Source organism: Pseudoxanthomonas mexicana (assembly GCF_010093385.1).
GTDB lineage: Bacteria > Pseudomonadota > Gammaproteobacteria > Xanthomonadales > Xanthomonadaceae > Pseudoxanthomonas_A > Pseudoxanthomonas_A mexicana.
Map to the genome: position 1 here is coordinate 1 of NZ_PDWV01000023.1, position 16,012 is coordinate 16,012.

Sequence of the window (16,012 nt, forward strand, 5' to 3'; positions counted from 1 at the left end):
CGTCAGGAATCGTTGACCCCGCTGCGCCGGCCGCGTGCCGCCCGGGAGCGGCGACAGGCGCCCGCCTGCTTGTTGTTGAGCAGCGGTGGTGCGCTGGAGCAGGTCCTGGCCCAGCTTCCCGAAGCGCTTCGCACGCGGCTCAGAAAGGCCGTTGTCGTCGCCGCCAGCGCGCGCTTGGCCGACGCGGCGCGAACGGCGGGCTTCGTCCGCGTCGTCCAGGCCGAAGGCCCGCGCCCGGCACAGCTGATGAAAGCGGCGTGCACGATCCGCCCGGCCGGCATCCGGTAGCATCTGCGGCCTCCATCACGTTTCGTCCCGCGACCAGGATGCTTGTGAACGACGAACCCACCTCCCCCCGCCGCACCTTCGGTGCCGGCCGCCTCATCGCGCTGGCCATCCGGGTGCTGGTGGTCGGCCTGGCGGCCTGGCGTGGCTGGGCGTGGTGGCAGGCCCAGGGCGAAGGGAAACGGGACGAGCAGGCCATGATCGCGCAGCGCCTGGAGGCGCTGGAGGCCCGTGCCGAAGCCCTGCGGCGCGACCAGCGCGCGCAGGCGCAGCGCCTGCTGGACGCCGCGGCCACCAACCGCGTGCTGCGCGACGAAGTCCTGGGCCTGGGCCACCGCGGCGCCCTGCTCGAGGAAAGCGTCGCCAAGCTGACCGACCCCGACCGCCACGGCGCGCAGGCCTTGCGGCTGGACGAGGTGGAACTGCTGCTGTCCCTGGCGGCGCAGCGGCTGGAGATCGCCCATGCCCCGGCCGGGGCCCGACGCGCGTATGCACTGGCCGCCGGCGTCCTGGACGGCCTGGACGACCATCGGCTGCTGAACCTGAAGCAGGCGCTGGCGCAGGAACGCGTCGCCGTCGACGCGCTCGGCGCCGGTGCGCGCGCAGACGCGTTCGCCCGCCTGGATTCCCTGGCGGATGCGATCGCCGGCCTGCCCCGCCAAGCACCGGCGGCAGCGCCGGGACAGGTGCGCCCCGCGTGGCAGCGGTGGCTGGCACCTTTGGTCGACGTGCGGCCTTCGCGCGACACCACGCTGGTGGCGCCCGACCAGCGGGCCGCGGCGGACGTGGCGTTGCAGATCGAGATCGGGCTGGCGCGGGCCGCCCTCGAGCGAGGCGACGACGCTGCGTACCGCGCCGCGCTGGCCCGTGTGGACGGATGGCTGCCACGGCTGTGGCCGGACTCGCCGGCACGACGTCAGGTTCACGCACGGCTGCGCACATTGCAGCAGGCGCAAGCGCCCGCGCGCCCGGCGGAAGTGGGCAGCACGCTGCAGCAGTTGCGCGCGCTGCGCAGCGCCGGCATGCGGCTGCGCCCGACCAGGGAGACGCCGGAGGTGATGCCATGAAAACGTTCCGCACCGTGGTGGTGATGCTGGTGCTGATGCTGGCCGGCGTGCAGGCGGCGCAGTGGATGGCCGGTACCGACCGCGACCTGGGCGAGGTGTTCATCCGCTTTGCCGGCTACGACCTGCATACCAACGTGCCGCGGGCCGTGCTGGCGCTTCTGCTGGCCGGCGGTGTGGCGTGGCTGCTCTGGCGGGTGCTCACGCTGCCGTTCCGTGCCTGGGGCCGGCACCGCCGCAAGCAGGCGCGCGCACGGCTCATCGACGGCCTGGACGCGCTGCATGCCGGCCACTGGCAGAAGGCCGAGAAGCTGCTTGAACGCGCCGCCGACGATCAAGAAGTCGGCGCGGTCGCGCGTGTCGCCGCGGCGAGTGCAGCGCAGGCCCGCGGCGACGAGGCGGCGATGCAACGCCAGCTTGCGGCGCTGCGCGAACGGTCGGGACCCGCGCACGCGATCCTTGCCGCGCAGATCGCACTGGACGCGGGACGTCCGCAGGACGCGCTGGCGGTGCTCGACGCCGCCGACGTGCAGCCACTGCCGCCGCGCGGCCTGGCCCTGCGTGCCGAGGCCCTGGCGGACACGGCGCAGGCCGGAGAGGCTTACGGCCTGCTGGGCGCATTGAAGCAGCAGCAGGCCGTGGCGCCCGCTGCCCTGGATACGCTGGAGACGCGCCTGGCGACCCAGTCGCTGCGTGAAGCAGCCGACCCCAACGTGCTGGCCGAGCGCTGGGAGGCCCTCACCAAGCCGTTGCGGCAACAATCACCCGTGGTCGCCGCCTATGCCGAACGCGCGGCCGCCTTGCGCTGGGAAGACGCGGCCACGCGCAGCATCGAACAGGCCTTGGAGGCCCGCTGGGATGAAGATCTGGTGGCGCTCTACGGCCGGCTGCCGGTGGCCAAGCTGGATTCGCGCCGCGCCAGCGCCCAGCATTGGCTGCAGACCCGCGCGGCCAGCCCCGCGCTGCTGGTAACCCTGGGACGCCTGGCCCGCCAGCAGGGGCAATGGACGCAGGCGCAAGAGTTCCTGCATCGCGCGGTCGCGCAGGGTGCAGGCGCCGACGCCTGGGAGGAACTGGGCACGGGCTTCGCCGACGCCGGCGACGCCGCATCGGCCCAGCAGTGCTATGCCAACGCGCTGAAGACGAAGCGCGGCGAAGCGGCCACGCAGCTCGCCGTGCGCGACATGAAGCAGGCCATCCACGACGAAGCCGTCATGGAAGAACGCGACGCGCACGGACTGCCACGCCTGAAGGACTGAACGCGCGGCGCGCTCAACCGGCGTTCGGCTTCCGCGGCGGCGACCGCTCTGCAGCCGCAGGCCACAGCATGCGGAACGGCGGCACACCGATCATGGAACCTCAGGCTTCGTCGAAGTAGTCCGAATCCAGCCGCTTGACCACGTAGGTCGCCACCGGCGTGACGCCCACGCCATGGTCGATCATCAGATTCGCGATCTGGATGCCATCTAGCAGGACGACCTTGACGTCGATGTGCGAAACATAGTCCCGCGCATCGGCCGAGAACCCGCTCGTCGTCATGAAGACGCCTTTGCGGGCACGCTGACCATGAAGCGCACCCACGAACTTCTGGATTTCGGGACGACCCACCGTTCCCTGCCATCGCTTGGCCTGGATGTATATGACATCCAGGCCAAGCCGATCTTCCTTGATGATCCCGTCTATTCCGCCATCGCCGGATCGTCCAATGCGCTCGCCAGCACCCCGCCGGGACCCGCCATAGCCCATGACGACCAGCAGTTCCACGACGAGTTGCTCGAAAAACTCGGGGCTCACCTGCAGCAATCGCTCCAAGACTTGCGAGGCTAGTTCGCTGCGCAACTGCTGATAAGCGCCTTGCAGGGCCTCATCCGGCGTGGTGTGCTCTGCCGTCGACGGAACAAGCGTTTGCGTCGTACCCCCGACGGACTCCGCCGAGGCCCCCGTGAGGAATTCCCGGAACTCCGGAAAGCCTGCGAGGAAAGCCTTGTCGATGTTGGGGGGCGGGGACTTCAAGACGTCCCGCCCACGATCGGTGATCTCGAAGTATCCGCGCTTCGGCTTGACCAGCAGACCCGCCTTCATCAAGTAGAAACTGGCCCAGCCTGTTCGATTTCTCAACGCGGTCTGCTGACCGCTCGGAAGCATCGTCGCACGCTCTTCGTGCGTCAGACCAAACTCGTCGCCCAGGAGCTTCTCGGCCGTGGGCAGGTCGCTGGCGCGGTGCGCTCCCGCCAGTCGCAGTAGCGGGAGCATCAGTTGATCATATGTCGGAATCGCCATGCAGCCTCCGTGCTCGCCCTTCCGACTCCCGTCAGCGCTCGATGATCGCCACCACACCCATGCCGCCGGCGGTGCAGATGGAGACCAGCGCGCGGCCGCCGCCGCGCTGCTTCAGTTCCTTCGCGACCGTGGCGACGATGCGGGCGCCGGTGGCGGCGAACGGATGGCCCGTGGCCAGCGAGGAGCCGTTGGGATTCATCTTCGCCGGATCGATCTTGCCGAGTGGCGCGTCCAGGCCCAGGCGGTTGCGGCAGTAGTCCTCGCTCTCCCACGCGCGCAGTGTGCACAGCACCTGCGCGGCGAACGCCTCGTGGATCTCGTAGATGTCGAAGTCCTGCAGGGTCAGGCCGTTGCGCTTGAGCATTTCCGGCACCGCGACCGTGGGCGCCATCAGCAGGCCTTCGCCGTGCACGAAATCGACGGCGGCCACCTGCGCATCCCGGAGGTAGGCCAGCGGCTCGTGGCCGTGCGCCTTCGCCCACTCCTCGCTGGACAGCAGCACCGCGGCGGCGCCATCGGTCAGCGGCGTGGAGTTGGCGGCCGTCAGCGTGCCGCGGCCGGAGGTCTTGTCGAAGGCCGGCTTCAGCGTGGCCAGCTTTTCCAGCGACGTGTCGGGGCGCAGGATGTTGTCGCGCTCCTGGCCACGGAACGGGGCGACCAGATCGTCGAAGAACCCGCGCTCGTAGGCGGCGGCCAGCTTCTTGTGCGAGGCCACCGCCAGCTCATCCTGCGAGTCGCGCGAGATGTTCCACTCCTTCGCCATGTCCTCGCAGTGGTCGCCCATGCTCTTGCCGGTGCGCGGCTCGGCCACGCCGGGGAACTCGGGCTTCAGCTCGCCGAACTTGAAGCCGCTCACCAGCGCCTTCAGCTTGTCCTGCGTGGTCTTGGCGCGGTTGGCGGCCAGCAGGCGCGCGCGCAGCTTCTTGCCGTAGACGATCGGCACTTCCGAGGTGGTGTCCGACCCGCCGCCGATGCCCGATTCGATCTGCCCCAGCGCGATCTTGTTGCCGATGTGGATGATGGTGTCCAGGCTGGTGCCGCAGGCGCGCTGCAGCGTGATGCCCGGGGTCAGCGGCGACAGGCCGGATGAGAGGGCGGCTTCGCGGCCCAGGTTCCAGTCGGACGAATGCTTGATCACCGCGCCCATCGCCACTTCGCCCAGCTGCTGGCCGTGCAGGCCGAAGCGCTCGACCAGCGCGCCCAGCGTGCGCACCGACATGCCCAGGTTCCCCACATCCGCGTAGGCCGTGTTCTGGCGACAGAACGGAATGCGGACGCCGCCGAGGATGGCGACGGGGCGGGGACCGGGCATGGGGACCTCTTGGCGTTGGCGATGAAGGGAGGGGTGAAGATGCGCCCGCGTACGGCAGGCATAATGGGGGAGTGTAATGCGCCCCTCCACCGCCTCCAACCGCTGACATGACTCGATCCCCAACCGGCCCCGTCGTCATGGGCGTGATGGCCCTGGAACTGATGGCGGGCAGCACCCCGCGCAACGCGGCCCTGACGGCTGCCCAGGCGAGTGCCTTGGCCGAGAAACTGGGACGCGACCTGGCATCGCTTGTTCCTCAGGTGCGTGACCTGGATCTCGTCTTGGCGGCGGCGCACTTCGATCCGGCCGAAGCGTTGCGACCCGGCTGGTCGCTGCACCAGCGCCTGCGCGAGCTGCACCAGCGCGCGCCCGGACGCGGCGAAGGTCCACGCGTGATCGCCTTCGGCGCCGATGAGACGGGCGACATCCCCCTGCCGCTGCAGGCCGATGAAGGCCTGGGCGGCGGCCTGCTGCGCGTGGTGCCCTTCCTGCTGGCCGGCGACGACCATACGGTCGATGCCGTGGGCGAACGGTTGGAAAGCGTGCTGCTGGAAACGGGCATGGCCCAGCCCGATACCGCGCTACTCGCGCAGACCGCATTCGGCGCGCAGATCGAACATGCGCGCTACATGACGCTGCACGACCTGGCCGCGATGACCGCGATGCAGTACGAGCACGGCGGGCTGGGCGCGCTGTGGCCGGTGATCGAGACCGCCCTGGTGGCACCCGCGGAAGAGCAGTGGCTGGATGCGCCGCCGGAACCGCTGCTGCGCTACGCGAATGGCGAAGTGCACATCGCACTGTTCGAACCGATGGCCTGGCGCGCGCGTTATGCGCCGCAGGAAGCGACCGACGAGCGGCTGGAACGCGCCTACCAGCACTTCCAGGCGCGCCAGCAGCAGATCGCCGCCGTGCTGGAAGCGCACGGCATCCCGGTGACGTTCGCGCATTGCCCGGGCAAGACCGACGCGCGGGAAACGCTGCAGTCGTAGCGTGCGCCATGCGCACGACCACGAGAAACACACATCGTGCGGTCGTGCGCGTGGCGCACGCTACGGTCTTGGGTGTTATTGCGTGACCTTGATGATGCCGCAGGCCACCCGCGCACCGGCGTTGCCGGCCGGCTGGCTGGCGTAGTCGTCCGGAGCCGCATGTACGATCAGCGCGCGGCCTGCCACATCGTTGATGGCGCCGCCGCCCAGGGTGACGCCTTCGATGTGCGCGTCGACCTTGGCCACGCCCTCGGCGTTGGCGGTGAGGTTGTTCATGTCGCCGGCGTGGTGCGCGCCACTTCCCGCCTTGCCGTGCGCGGTATTGAACGGGTTGAAGTGCGGACCGGCGCTGCTGGCGTCGGCGGCGCTGCAGTCGCCCTTCTCGTGGATATGGAACGCATGCGCGCTGTTGGCCTGCAGCCCACCGATCTCGCCGGTCAGATGCAAGCCTTTACCCATCGGGGTGAGCGTGACGCTGCCGCTGACCAGACTGCCGGAGGCGGACGCCAGCACGGCGACCGCCTGTTTGGCGGTGCTGGTGGTGGGAACGACGGCGCTCTGGGATGACGGCGGCGAAGACGAGGACGGCGTGGTGTTGCATGCCGCCAGAGTGAGGGCGGACGCGGCGGCCAGCAGGGCGATGCGCATGGGGAAACTCCTGTTGCAGGGCGTGGCCTGTTACCGTAACCACCGCAGCCTTCACGTTCAATGAAAGCGCCGCCGCGCACTCATCCGCGCTTGCGGCCGGGCCCCAGTTTGCGGGTGACGGTGTTCCTGCCCACGCCAAGACGGGCCGCGGCTTCCGCGCGGCGTCCGTGGGTCAGTTCCAGCGCGACCTGGAGCAGCGTCCGGTCGAGCCGCTCACGCGCTTCGGCATGCAGCGATTCGGCGCCTTCCAGCAGGCGCCGGCGCGCCCATTCGCCCAGCGCGTGGTCCCACTCGCCCCGCCCCCCGGCCAGCGGCGCGTGCGACAGCGCGCCCTGCAGGTCGGTGGTATTGATGACATCGGCAGGCGCCAGCGCCGCCAGACGCCAGCAGACGTTCTCCAGCTCGCGTACGTTGCCCGGCCAGTCGTGGGCCTGCAGCAGGTCCAGCGCAGCATTGCTGAAGCGCTTGGGCGCGATGTCCAGCTTGCGCGTGGCCATGGCCAGGAAGTTTTCGGCCAGCTGCGGCACGTCGGCGCGGCGTTCGCGCAGCGGCGGCAGTTGCAGTCGCACTACGTTCAACCGGTGCAGCAAGTCGGCACGGAAGCGGCCTTCCGCGACCAGTCCGTCAAGGTCCTGGTGGGTGGCGGCGATGACGCGCACGTCCACGCGGATCAGTTCGCGCCCGCCTACGCGGAAGAACTCGCCCTCGGCCAGCACCCGCAGCAGCCGCGTCTGCAGCGGCAGCGGCATGTCGCCGATTTCGTCCAGGAACAGCGTGCCGCCATCGGCCTGCTCGAAGCGACCGATGTGGCGCTTCTGCGCGCCGGTGAAGGCGCCGGCTTCGTGGCCGAACAGTTCGCTCTCCAGCAGCTCCGACGGAATCGCGGCGGTGTTCAGCGCGACGAACGGCTTGCGCGAACGCGGCGACTCGTGGTGCAGCGCATGCGCGACCAGTTCCTTGCCGGTGCCAGTCTCGCCGGTGATCAGTACCGACAGCGGCGCCTGCGCCAGGCGGCCGATCGCGCGGAACAGCGCGCGCATCGCCGGCGTGTCGCCGATCAGCTGGGGCGTGGGCGCGGCATCGCCGTCCTGTGCGGCTTCGGCGGCTTCTTCCGCGTCCGGCAAGGTGCGTGCGGCCAGCGCCACGGCATCGTCCAGGTCGAACGGCTTGGACAGGAATTCATGCGCACCGCCGCGGAACGCCCCGGCCGTGCTGGCAACGTCGGTGTACGCCGACATCACGATCACCGGCAACTGCGGGTGCGTGGCCTTCAGCTTGTCCAGCAGCACCAGGCCGTCGTCGCCGGGCATGCGCACATCGGTGAACAGCAGGTCGGGTGCACCACGCGCACCCAGGGCCTGCAGGGCGGCGGCGGCGCTGTCGAAACCGTCCACCGTGTAGCCCGCATCGCGCAGGGCGGTGGCCAGCACGAAGCGTACCGAACGGTCGTCGTCGACCACCCAGATGCGGCGTGTGTCGGCGGTGCTGCCGGAAGCGGCCAGGCGATCAGTGGACATGACGTTCCTCGTCGGGGTCGTGCGACGACTGCGGCAGCAGCAGGGTGAAGACCGTATGGCCGGGGCGCGAGCGGTAGGTCAGCGACCCCCGGTGTTCTCGTGCCACCTGCTGCGACAGCGCCAGGCCCAGGCCGCTGCCTTCGGCACGGCCGCTGACCAGCGGCAGGAACAAGTGCTCGGCGAGCGCTTCGGGCACGCCGCGGCCGTCGTCGACGATCTCCACCCGCAGCGCCATGGCGTGCAGATGGTCGTGGATGCGCGCGCCGTGTTCGACACGGGTGCGCAGGATGATGTTGGCGGCGCCCGCCTGCAGGGCGTTGCGCACCAGGTTCCAGACCGCCTGGGTCAGGCGGTCGGCGTCGCCGGACAGTTCCGGCAGGCTGGGGTCGTAGTCGCGCTGCAGGCGCACCGACCAGCCGCCTTCGTTCTCGGCCAGGCGCAGGACGCGCTCCAGCACGGTGTGGATGTTCAGCGGTGCGTGCGGACGCTGTGGTGAAGGCGACAGCAGCTGTTCCAGCAAACTGTTGAGGCGGTTGATCTCGGATTCGATCAGTTCGATCAGTTCGCGCTCGTCGTCGTTGTCGTTGCGATGGGCGGCCCGGCGCGCCAGCAACTGCGCCGCGCCCTTCAGGCCGGCCAGCGGATTGCGCAGCTCGTGCGCCAGGCCCTTCAGCGCGGCGCTCAGGGCATTGGGCAGGACCTGGGTGGGATCCAGCGCGGGGAACTCGTCCACCGGGTGCGCTTCCAGCAACCAGCCGCCGCCGTCCAGCCGCGACAGCCAGCCTTCGGCAAAGCAGGGCGACTCGCCGGGCATGCCCAAGGCCATGCGGTGCAGGCGCAGGACGTCGCGGTCGGTGTTGTCCAGGAAGCGCGCCATGGCGTCGCCTTCGATCTCCAGGGCCGCCAGCGGTTGCCCGATCAGGCGGCGGGTGCTGACGCCCAGCCAGCGGGCGAAGGCCGGATTGAGGCCGAGGATCAGGCCATCGGTATCCGCCCACGCCACCGGCGTGCTGAGCGCGTCGGTGGCGGGTTCGAAATGCATGCGGGACGGGGCCGGGAACGACATTGCACCAGTTTAGTGCAAAGCCGTCCCCGGGGTTCCATCAGGCCTCGTAGGCCGATTCGCCGTGGGAAGTGATGTCCAGACCCTCGCGCTCGGCCTCTTCAGGCACGCGCAGACCGACCGTGTACTTCACGATCAGGTACGACACCAGGGCCACCACGCTGGACAGCACCACCGTGATCAGCACGCCCTGCGCCTGGATCCACACCTGCGAGCCGATGGAGTACTCGGCCACGCCGGTCTCGGTGACGTAGTCCCAGATGCCTGCGCCACCCAGCGACGGCGCCGCGAACACGCCGGTCAGCAGCGCGCCGGTGATGCCGCCCACGCCATGCACGCCGAATACGTCCAGGCTGTCGTCCGCGCCCAGCATCTTCTTCAGGCCGCTGACGCCCCACAGGCACAGGACGCCGGCGATGGCGCCGATGGCCAGCGCGCCGTTCAGGCCCACCAGGCCGGCGGCGGGAGTGATGGCGACCAGACCGGCCACCGCGCCCGAAGCCGCACCCAGCAGCGACGGCTTGCCCTTGGTGATCCACTCCACCAGCAGCCAGGCCACCACTGCCGCGGCCGTGGCCAGGAAGGTGTTGACGAAGGCGATCGCGGCCACGCCACCGGCTTCCAGCGCGGAACCGGCGTTGAAGCCGAACCAGCCCACCCACAGGATCGAGGCGCCGACCATGGTCAGGGTCAGGTTGTGCGGCTTGATGGCTTCACGCCCGTAGCCGGTGCGCTTGCCGATCACGTACGCACCCACCAGACCGGCGATCGCCGCATTGATGTGCACGACGGTGCCGCCGGCGAAGTCCAGCGCACCCTTCGCCCACAGGTAGCCCGACTTGGCCAGCACTTCCGGCACCACTTCGTTGCTGGTGAACGCGTCCGGGCCGGGGAAGAACCACACCATGTGCGCCATCGGCAGGTAGGCGAAGGTGAACCACAGCACGGTGAACAGCATCACGCCGGCGAACTTCACGCGCTCGGCGAACGCACCGACGATCAGCGCGCAGGTGATGCAGGCGAAGGCGCCCTGGAACACGAAGAACGCCAGTTCCGGAATGTAGACGCCCTTGGTGAACGTCGCGCCGATGGACGATGCATTCAGGCCCGCCGCGAACAGGCGATCGGTGCCGCCGATGAAGGCGTTGCCCTCGGTGAACGCGAAGCTGTAGCCGTACACCGCCCACAGCACCGCCACCAGCGAGAACACGGCCAGGTTCTGGATCAGGATCGACAGCACGTTCTTCGAACGCACCAGGCCGCCATAGAACAGCGCCAGGCCTGGCAGCGTCATGAAGATCACCAGTACCGCCGATAACAGCACCCACACGGTGTCGGGCTTGCTGATGGTCGGGGCCGGCGCCTCCTCGGCCGGAGCTTCTTCGGCGGGTGCCTCAGCCGGGGCCGCCACGGCTTCCGCAGGTGCGGCGGCTTCTACCGGCGCAGGCGCGGCGTCGGTGGCGGGTGCTTCGGTCGCGGGAGGCGCGGTGTCCTGCGCGGCGAACGCCGTCGAGGCCACACCTGCCGTCATCAGGCCGCACAACGCGGCCAGGCACAACATCTGCGCACGGGTCTTCCACCCGGAGAACAGTCGAGTCTTCATGTGGGGGCTCCGAGTGTTAGAGCGCGTCCGCGCCGACTTCGCCGGTGCGGATGCGGATGACCTGGTCGATGGTGGTGACGAAGATCTTGCCGTCGCCGATCTTGCCGGTGCCGGCGGCCTGCTGGATGGCCTCGATGACGGCCTCCAGTCGCTCGTCGGTGACGACGGTTTCGATCTTGATCTTGGGCAGGAAATCGACGACGTACTCGGCGCCGCGGTACAGCTCGGTGTGGCCCTTCTGCCGGCCGAAGCCTTTGACTTCGGTCACGGTGATGCCGGACACGCCCGCCTGCGACAAGGACTCTCGGACCTCGTCGAGCTTGAACGGCCGGATGATGGCGGTGATCAGTTTCATGCGCATACCCCGATGGTGGATGGAACCGGCCGACCGGAGCCGGCCGGCGGTTTCAAGGCACCCGTGCGCGCGACCCCCTGGCGGCGTGCACGTGATCGGTGCGGAGCGATGCATGAACCGCACCCGTGCCCGCCGCGATCGGTTGCGACGGGAACGGATGACGTGGGAGGGAGCAGCGGTTCATGGACCTCTCCTGTGTTTCCCCAGTTGCAGCGTTGGTGCGATCTCCAGGAATCGAAGACGGGTGTTGCCCCGGTTCCCCAACCGGGCCGACGCATCGCAGCGCGATGCGTCGGAGAAGGTGCGGCGATGGCGACGGGTGGGAGGGGAGATCCGTCGCCATCGCCGCGAGAACTCAGCGCGCTGCCGCTGCGGTGCGGAGGACCGATGCCTGGCCCTCCGCGTGCATGGCGATGTGCGCGTGCGCCCGCATCAGCTGGCGTAATACAGCTGGTATTCCAGCGGATGCGTGGCCGCGCGGAACTTGGTCACTTCCTGCATCTTCAGCGCGATGTAGGCATCGATGAAGTCGTCGCTCATCACGCCGCCGGCCTTGAGGAAGTCGCGGTCCTTGTCCAGCGCGTCCAGCGCCTGGTCCAGGCTGGAGCAGACCTGCGGGATGTTCTTCTCTTCTTCCGGCGGCAGGTCGTACAGGTCCTTGTCGCTCGGCGCGCCCGGATCGATCTGGTTCTTGATGCCGTCCAGGCCGGCCATCATCAGCGCGGTGAAGGTCAGGTAGCCGGACTGCAGCGGATCGGGGAAGCGCATCTCGATGCGGCGCGCCTTCGGGTTGGCCACCCACGGGATGCGGCACGAGGCCGAACGGTTGCGCGCCGAGTAGGCCAGCATCACCGGCGCCTCGAATCCCGGCACCAGGCGCTTGTAGCTGTTGGTGCCCGAGTTGGAGAAGGCGTTGATCGCCCGGGCATGCTTGAAGATGCCGCCGATGTACCACAGCGCCAGCTGCGACAGGCCACCGTAGCCGTCGCCGGAGAACAGGTTCTGGCCGCCCTTGGCCAGCGACTGGTGCACGTGCATGCCGCTGCCGTTGTCGCCGACGATCGGCTTGGGCATGAAGGTGACGGTCTTGCCGTTGCGGTGGGCCACGTTGCGCACCACGTACTTCATGCGCTGCAGTTCGTCGGCCTTCTTGACCAGCGTGTTGAACTTGGCGCCGATCTCGCACTGGCCGGCGGTGGCGACTTCATGATGGTGCACTTCGACTTCGATGCCGACCTGTTCCAGCGTCTTGCACATCTCGGCGCGCAGGTCGTGCAGCGAATCGGTCGGCGGCACCGGGAAGTAGCCGCCCTTGATGCCCGGACGGTAGCCGCTGTTGGCGCCGTCGTAGCTCTTGCCGCTGTTCCAGGCGCCTTCTTCGGAATTGACCTTGAAGAAGGTGTTGCCCATCTCGTTGGCGAACTGCACCGAATCGAAGATGAAGAACTCCGGCTCCGGGCCGAAGAACGCCATGTCGGCCACGCCACTGGACTTCAGGTACGCCTCGGCGCGCTTGGCGATGCCGCGCGGATCGCGCGAGTAGCCCTGCATGGTGGCCGGATCCAGGATGTCGCAGACCAGGACCAGGGTCGGGTCGGCGTAGAACGGGTCGATGTAGGCCGAGGTCGGGTCGGGCAGGAGCACCATGTCCGATTCGTTGATGCCCTTCCAGCCCGAGATCGACGAACCGTCGAACATCTTGCCGTCCTCGAACAGCGACGCATCCACGATGCTGACCGGGAAGGTGACGTGCTGCTCGATGCCGCGCATGTCGACGAAACGCAGGTCGACGAACTCGACCTTGTGGTCCTTGATCAGCTTCTCAACGTTGTCCAGGGACATCTCGGAACCTCGGGTTGGATAAGGGTTGTGGCAGAGACACAGCAATCCCCGTGCCAACTCCACTATCGCCATAACCCATTGATTCAGAAGGCAGCAAAAAGCGATGGCATGGCTGATGATCCCCAAATTGGGGATCAAATCCCGCGCAATGCACCAATGTGGGATTGTGCGCCGGGGGCCGGCGACGGCGCGCGCTTGCCTCGCACCGGCCGGGCGGAGAACATGCGCTCCCTTCTTTCCGGAACCGGCCCCGCATGGACCTGCTGTCGCTCGAGCACTTCTCCGGCTGCCTCAACGAGACCTTCTCGGCGGACCTGCAGGGCATGCAGGCGGCCTTCGTGCTGGTGGAGGCGCAGCCGCTGCCCGTGCGCAGCCCGGATGCCCTGCGCGCGCCTTTCTCGCTGGTGTTCCACAACGCCTCCGCGCTGCTCTTCCCCCAGCAGACCTACCGGATGCACCACCCGCGGCTGGGCAGCACCGAGATCTTCCTGGTGCCGGTGGCGCAGGACAAAACGGGCTTCCTCTACCAGGCCGTCTTCAACTGACCGACTGCGCGCGCCAGTCCATCCTCGAGTAAGGAAACGCGGCCTCGGAGGCGACGAATCCCAGCCGCTCATAGAGACGGCGCGCCCCGGTGTTGTGCTGCAGCACGTGCAGGGTCATGCCGCATCCCTGGGCGGCGGCGGCCTGCTGGGCGGCCCCGATCAGCGACGCACCGATCCCGCGGCCACGGGCGGCGGGGAACAGACTGATGTCGACGAGCAGGTGGTCGGGGGGCGACCGCAGCAGGTAGAGCCGTCCCAGCGGACCGCGCTCGTCGCACACGGCCAGGAAGTCGGCGTCGGCATGGACCTGCAGGTAGTGCCGGTGCTGGGCCTCGAACTGCTGGTCGAGGAAGGCGCGCCTGTGCGTCTCGGGCCACGGCACCTGCGCCATTTCCTCCTCGCGCGTGCTGGCGTACAGGTCGCGCAGCCAGCGCTGGTCGTCGTCGCACAGGGCCCGCAGCGCGACTCCGCATGCGACGAGGGACGCGGGCGTCCGCATGCGGTCGGGCAGTTCCGGCGGGAAGGGCGCCAGCCGCGATGACGTTGGCATGGTCACCTCAAGGGAACGACGGGTAGATCCCTTGCAAGGCGATGCTGAAGTTGACGCCCAGATACGGCTGTTGGTTCTGGTGCGGCTGGCCGCCGCCCTGATTGGGTTGGACCATGTTGGGCGCCAGCTGGGTGTTCAGCGGCGCCGCGATGAAGGTCCGCGAAGACGTGCTGGTGGCCAGGAAGGAAAGGCCGCCGTTGGCGACCGGGACGTGGCTGCCGCTGCCTGGCGCGGTCTGCGAGTAGGCGTTGACCCCATGGCTGTGCTGCGGGATCTGGTTGCTGGTGAGCGTCACGGTGTTGACGCCGAAGGTGTCGCCCAGGCTGCGCGGCGACAACCCCGGTCCATTGCCTTGCTGGCACCCTGCACGACCGGCGAAGTTCGGCAGCTGGAACGTGGTTTGTCCGTTGCCACCGTAGATCGTGCCGATGAGTGAAAAGAGTGCGGTGTTCTGCGAAATGGGCAGTGTGGTGCCATTGCAGAACGCCCAACCCCGCGGCGCGAAGTTGAAGCCGAACAGCTGGATCTGGCCGATGGAGGGTTCCGTCATGATCAGGTTCCTGCGAGGAAGGGTGACGTCGCCATGCGGCGATGGCGCCCACGGGGCGCAATGGGTGCGGCGATCAGGCCTGCGAGGGGAAGATGCCGTTGGTGGCGATGCAGAACTGCACCGTCAGCGTGGGCATGCAGTTCTCGTGCGGCTGGCTGCCGCCGGCCGCGGTCAGCATCTGCGATGACATCGGCGCAGCGTTGTTGCCGGTGACGGTATTGACGTAGAAGGTGTCGCCGCTCACCGCGCCCGGCAGCAGGCTGCCGCCCGGCGTCACCGCGGTCGAGGCGGCGGTGGTCGCCACCAGCGTGTGGGTGTGCGCCGGCATCTGGGTCGGCAACACGGTGACGGTCTCCGTGCCGGCCCGCTGGCCGATGACGTAGTTGCTCAGGCCGGGCCCCGCGCCCTGGTGAATCGGCAGACGGCCACGCAGGTCCGGCACCGCGAAGGTGGTCTGGCCGTCGCCGCCGTAGGTGGTGCCGATCAGCGCGAAAAGCGCGTCGTTTTCCGAGATCGGCAACAGGCTGCCGTCGCACGCCTGCCAGCCGAGGGGGGCGCCTCGGGTTCCGAAGGCGAACATGCGGATTTCGCCAAGATAGGGTTCTGCCATGAAAGTGCTCCGTGGTCGTTCGGTGGCCGGCGGCCGTTACGCCAGCCTGCTTCAGTTGCGCGACGGGAAAATGCCCTGCAACGCGATGCAGAAATTGACGACGCTGTAGGGCTGGATGTTCGGATGCGGCTGGTTGCCACCGGCCGGAACGACGGTCGCCGGATTCAGCGGCACCGGCGGGCCGCCCGACGTGGCATAGGTCGGAATGGCGCTGCCTGCGCTGTTGGTACTGGTGGCGAAGACGCGATTCGACGGAATGCGGCTGTTGCCATTGGTGGTCGATGCATTCACCGCATGGTTGTGCGCCGGCAGGTTGGTCGACAGCAGGGTCACCTGTTCCACGCCGCCGGCCTGGCCGATCTGTACCGACGGTGGCTGCCAACTCGGATCGACGGAAGAGGCATAGCCGACCGGTGTCCGACTGCGCAGGTCCGGCAAGGCGAAGTTGGTGGTGCCGTTGCCACCGTACTGCGTTCCCAGCAACGAGAAGAGTGCCTGGTTCTGGTTGATCGGCAGCAGCTGGCCGTTGCACGACGCCCAATATCTGGGCGCGAAGTTGAAGCCGGCCATCATGATCTGGCCGATGAAAAAATCGCTCATCGATATCTTCCCCAAGGACGTGCGCGCGACGGCACCGCGTACCGTGCTGCGCGTACTCTGACCTGCATCGGCGTCGGCCACAAGGCCTTCCGGTGGCGCTCGGTCCCGCCATCGCATCCCGACAGGGGCTTCCGCTCGGCCGGGAAGCCTGTTCCAATGGTGTGGGGACTACGCCCGGGGAGTGGCGGCGTCGTCC

At 68.6% G+C, this 16,012-nt stretch carries 16 protein-coding genes and 1 pseudogene; 5 read left to right on the forward strand and 12 right to left on the reverse strand.

Going from position 1 to position 16,012, the window contains the following annotated elements; genetic code table 11:
- From CSC76_RS09955 to CSC76_RS09965, 3 genes and pseudogenes are all read left to right on the forward strand, one after another.
- A pseudogene (locus tag CSC76_RS09955) lies at positions 1-288 on the forward strand (hypothetical protein); the annotation flags it as partial.
- A 38-nt stretch (positions 289-326) separates the two neighbouring features.
- Positions 327-1,352 carry a uroporphyrinogen-III C-methyltransferase gene (locus CSC76_RS09960; RefSeq protein WP_162109859.1) on the forward strand — a complete coding sequence of 342 codons (1,026 nt, stop codon included), beginning with the start codon at positions 327-329 and terminating at the stop codon, positions 1,350-1,352.
- Positions 1,349-2,608 (forward strand): heme biosynthesis HemY N-terminal domain-containing protein, encoded by a 1,260-nt coding sequence (locus CSC76_RS09965; protein WP_162109860.1) that lies wholly within the window; start codon positions 1,349-1,351, stop codon positions 2,606-2,608. Before CSC76_RS09960 ends, CSC76_RS09965 begins: the two co-directional genes overlap by 4 nt.
- Before the next feature lie 100 nt (positions 2,609-2,708).
- Here CSC76_RS09965 and CSC76_RS09970 read toward each other — a convergent pair whose 3' ends face one another.
- Together CSC76_RS09970 and CSC76_RS09975 are read right to left on the reverse strand one after the other, a co-directional pair.
- Complete coding sequence (locus CSC76_RS09970; RefSeq protein ID WP_162109861.1) at positions 2,709-3,629, reverse strand: restriction endonuclease; 921 nt, start codon at positions 3,627-3,629, stop codon at positions 2,709-2,711.
- Between the two features lie 31 nt (positions 3,630-3,660).
- A complete protein-coding gene (locus CSC76_RS09975; RefSeq protein ID WP_162109862.1) occupies positions 3,661-4,941 on the reverse strand; it encodes an acetyl-CoA C-acetyltransferase in 1,281 nt (426 codons plus the stop codon).
- Between the two features lie 107 nt (positions 4,942-5,048).
- Here CSC76_RS09975 and CSC76_RS09980 point away from each other — a divergent pair, with 107 nt between their 5' ends.
- Positions 5,049-5,933 carry a hypothetical protein gene (locus CSC76_RS09980; protein WP_162109863.1) on the forward strand — a complete coding sequence of 295 codons (885 nt, stop codon included), beginning with the start codon at positions 5,049-5,051 and terminating at the stop codon, positions 5,931-5,933.
- A 75-nt stretch (positions 5,934-6,008) separates the two neighbouring features.
- Here the strand turns inward: CSC76_RS09980 and CSC76_RS09985 are convergent, their stop codons facing one another.
- The 6 genes from CSC76_RS09985 to glnA form a co-directional block, all read right to left on the reverse strand.
- Complete coding sequence (locus CSC76_RS09985) at positions 6,009-6,581, reverse strand: superoxide dismutase family protein (protein WP_162109864.1); 573 nt, start codon at positions 6,579-6,581, stop codon at positions 6,009-6,011.
- An 80-nt stretch (positions 6,582-6,661) separates the two neighbouring features.
- Positions 6,662-8,098, reverse strand: coding sequence for a nitrogen regulation protein NR(I) (ntrC, locus tag CSC76_RS09990; RefSeq protein WP_162109865.1), 1,437 nt, complete (start codon positions 8,096-8,098; stop codon positions 6,662-6,664).
- Entirely contained in the window at positions 8,088-9,140 is a 1,053-nt protein-coding gene (locus CSC76_RS09995; protein WP_162109866.1) for a two-component system sensor histidine kinase NtrB, read from the reverse strand. Before CSC76_RS09995 ends, ntrC begins: the two co-directional genes overlap by 11 nt.
- 61 nt (positions 9,141-9,201) lie before the next feature.
- Positions 9,202-10,764 carry an ammonium transporter gene (locus tag CSC76_RS10000; protein WP_202923513.1) on the reverse strand — a complete coding sequence of 521 codons (1,563 nt, stop codon included), beginning with the start codon at positions 10,762-10,764 and terminating at the stop codon, positions 9,202-9,204.
- Positions 10,765-10,780: 16 nt separating this feature from the next.
- Positions 10,781-11,119 carry a P-II family nitrogen regulator gene (locus tag CSC76_RS10005; protein WP_055941078.1) on the reverse strand — a complete coding sequence of 113 codons (339 nt, stop codon included), beginning with the start codon at positions 11,117-11,119 and terminating at the stop codon, positions 10,781-10,783.
- A gap of 432 nt (positions 11,120-11,551) precedes the next feature.
- Positions 11,552-12,961 carry a type I glutamate--ammonia ligase gene (gene glnA / locus CSC76_RS10010; RefSeq protein WP_162109867.1) on the reverse strand — a complete coding sequence of 470 codons (1,410 nt, stop codon included), beginning with the start codon at positions 12,959-12,961 and terminating at the stop codon, positions 11,552-11,554.
- A gap of 254 nt (positions 12,962-13,215) precedes the next feature.
- On the opposite strand from glnA, the gene CSC76_RS10015 reads away from it, so the two are divergent.
- Positions 13,216-13,506: a DUF6916 family protein gene (locus tag CSC76_RS10015; protein WP_162109868.1), complete on the forward strand. Its 291-nt coding sequence runs from the start codon at positions 13,216-13,218 to the stop codon at positions 13,504-13,506.
- Here CSC76_RS10015 and CSC76_RS10020 read toward each other — a convergent pair.
- From CSC76_RS10020 to CSC76_RS10035, 4 genes are all read right to left on the reverse strand, one after another.
- Positions 13,499-14,005: a GNAT family N-acetyltransferase gene (locus tag CSC76_RS10020; RefSeq protein WP_379606106.1), complete on the reverse strand. Its 507-nt coding sequence runs from the start codon at positions 14,003-14,005 to the stop codon at positions 13,499-13,501. The two genes, CSC76_RS10015 and CSC76_RS10020, sit on opposite strands and share 8 nt — an antisense overlap.
- A 58-nt stretch (positions 14,006-14,063) precedes the next feature.
- On the reverse strand, positions 14,064-14,606 hold the full coding sequence (locus tag CSC76_RS10025; protein ID WP_162109870.1) for a phage tail protein: 543 nt from the start codon (positions 14,604-14,606) through the stop codon (positions 14,064-14,066).
- Positions 14,607-14,679: 73 nt separating this feature from the next.
- On the reverse strand, positions 14,680-15,216 hold the full coding sequence (locus CSC76_RS10030; protein ID WP_162109871.1) for a phage tail protein: 537 nt from the start codon (positions 15,214-15,216) through the stop codon (positions 14,680-14,682).
- 51 nt (positions 15,217-15,267) lie between these two features.
- Positions 15,268-15,816, reverse strand: a complete 549-nt coding sequence (locus CSC76_RS10035) for a phage tail protein (protein ID WP_162109872.1) — start codon at positions 15,814-15,816, stop codon at positions 15,268-15,270.
- Positions 15,817-16,012 lie beyond the last annotated feature (196 nt).

Bases quoted from the DNA above. Each gene is read 5' to 3' on its own strand.
- CSC76_RS09960 (WP_162109859.1), top strand. From the start codon at position 327: ATGCTTGTGAACGACGAACCCACCTCCCCCCGCCGCACCTTCGGTGCC.
- CSC76_RS09965 (WP_162109860.1), top strand. From the start codon at position 1,349: ATGAAAACGTTCCGCACCGTGGTGGTGATGCTGGTGCTGATGCTGGCC.
- CSC76_RS09970 (WP_162109861.1), bottom strand. From the start codon at position 3,629: ATGGCGATTCCGACATATGATCAACTGATGCTCCCGCTACTGCGACTG.
- CSC76_RS09975 (WP_162109862.1), bottom strand. From the start codon at position 4,941: ATGCCCGGTCCCCGCCCCGTCGCCATCCTCGGCGGCGTCCGCATTCCG.
- CSC76_RS09980 (WP_162109863.1), top strand. From the start codon at position 5,049: ATGACTCGATCCCCAACCGGCCCCGTCGTCATGGGCGTGATGGCCCTG.
- CSC76_RS09985 (WP_162109864.1), bottom strand. From the start codon at position 6,581: ATGCGCATCGCCCTGCTGGCCGCCGCGTCCGCCCTCACTCTGGCGGCA.
- ntrC (WP_162109865.1), bottom strand. From the start codon at position 8,098: ATGTCCACTGATCGCCTGGCCGCTTCCGGCAGCACCGCCGACACACGC.
- CSC76_RS09995 (WP_162109866.1), bottom strand. From the start codon at position 9,140: ATGCATTTCGAACCCGCCACCGACGCGCTCAGCACGCCGGTGGCGTGG.
- CSC76_RS10000 (WP_202923513.1), bottom strand. From the start codon at position 10,764: ATGAAGACTCGACTGTTCTCCGGGTGGAAGACCCGTGCGCAGATGTTG.
- CSC76_RS10005 (WP_055941078.1), bottom strand. From the start codon at position 11,119: ATGAAACTGATCACCGCCATCATCCGGCCGTTCAAGCTCGACGAGGTC.
- glnA (WP_162109867.1), bottom strand. From the start codon at position 12,961: ATGTCCCTGGACAACGTTGAGAAGCTGATCAAGGACCACAAGGTCGAG.
- CSC76_RS10015 (WP_162109868.1), top strand. From the start codon at position 13,216: ATGGACCTGCTGTCGCTCGAGCACTTCTCCGGCTGCCTCAACGAGACC.
- CSC76_RS10020 (WP_379606106.1), bottom strand. From the start codon at position 14,005: ATGCGGACGCCCGCGTCCCTCGTCGCATGCGGAGTCGCGCTGCGGGCC.
- CSC76_RS10025 (WP_162109870.1), bottom strand. From the start codon at position 14,606: ATGACGGAACCCTCCATCGGCCAGATCCAGCTGTTCGGCTTCAACTTC.
- CSC76_RS10030 (WP_162109871.1), bottom strand. From the start codon at position 15,216: ATGGCAGAACCCTATCTTGGCGAAATCCGCATGTTCGCCTTCGGAACC.
- CSC76_RS10035 (WP_162109872.1), bottom strand. From the start codon at position 15,816: ATGAGCGATTTTTTCATCGGCCAGATCATGATGGCCGGCTTCAACTTC.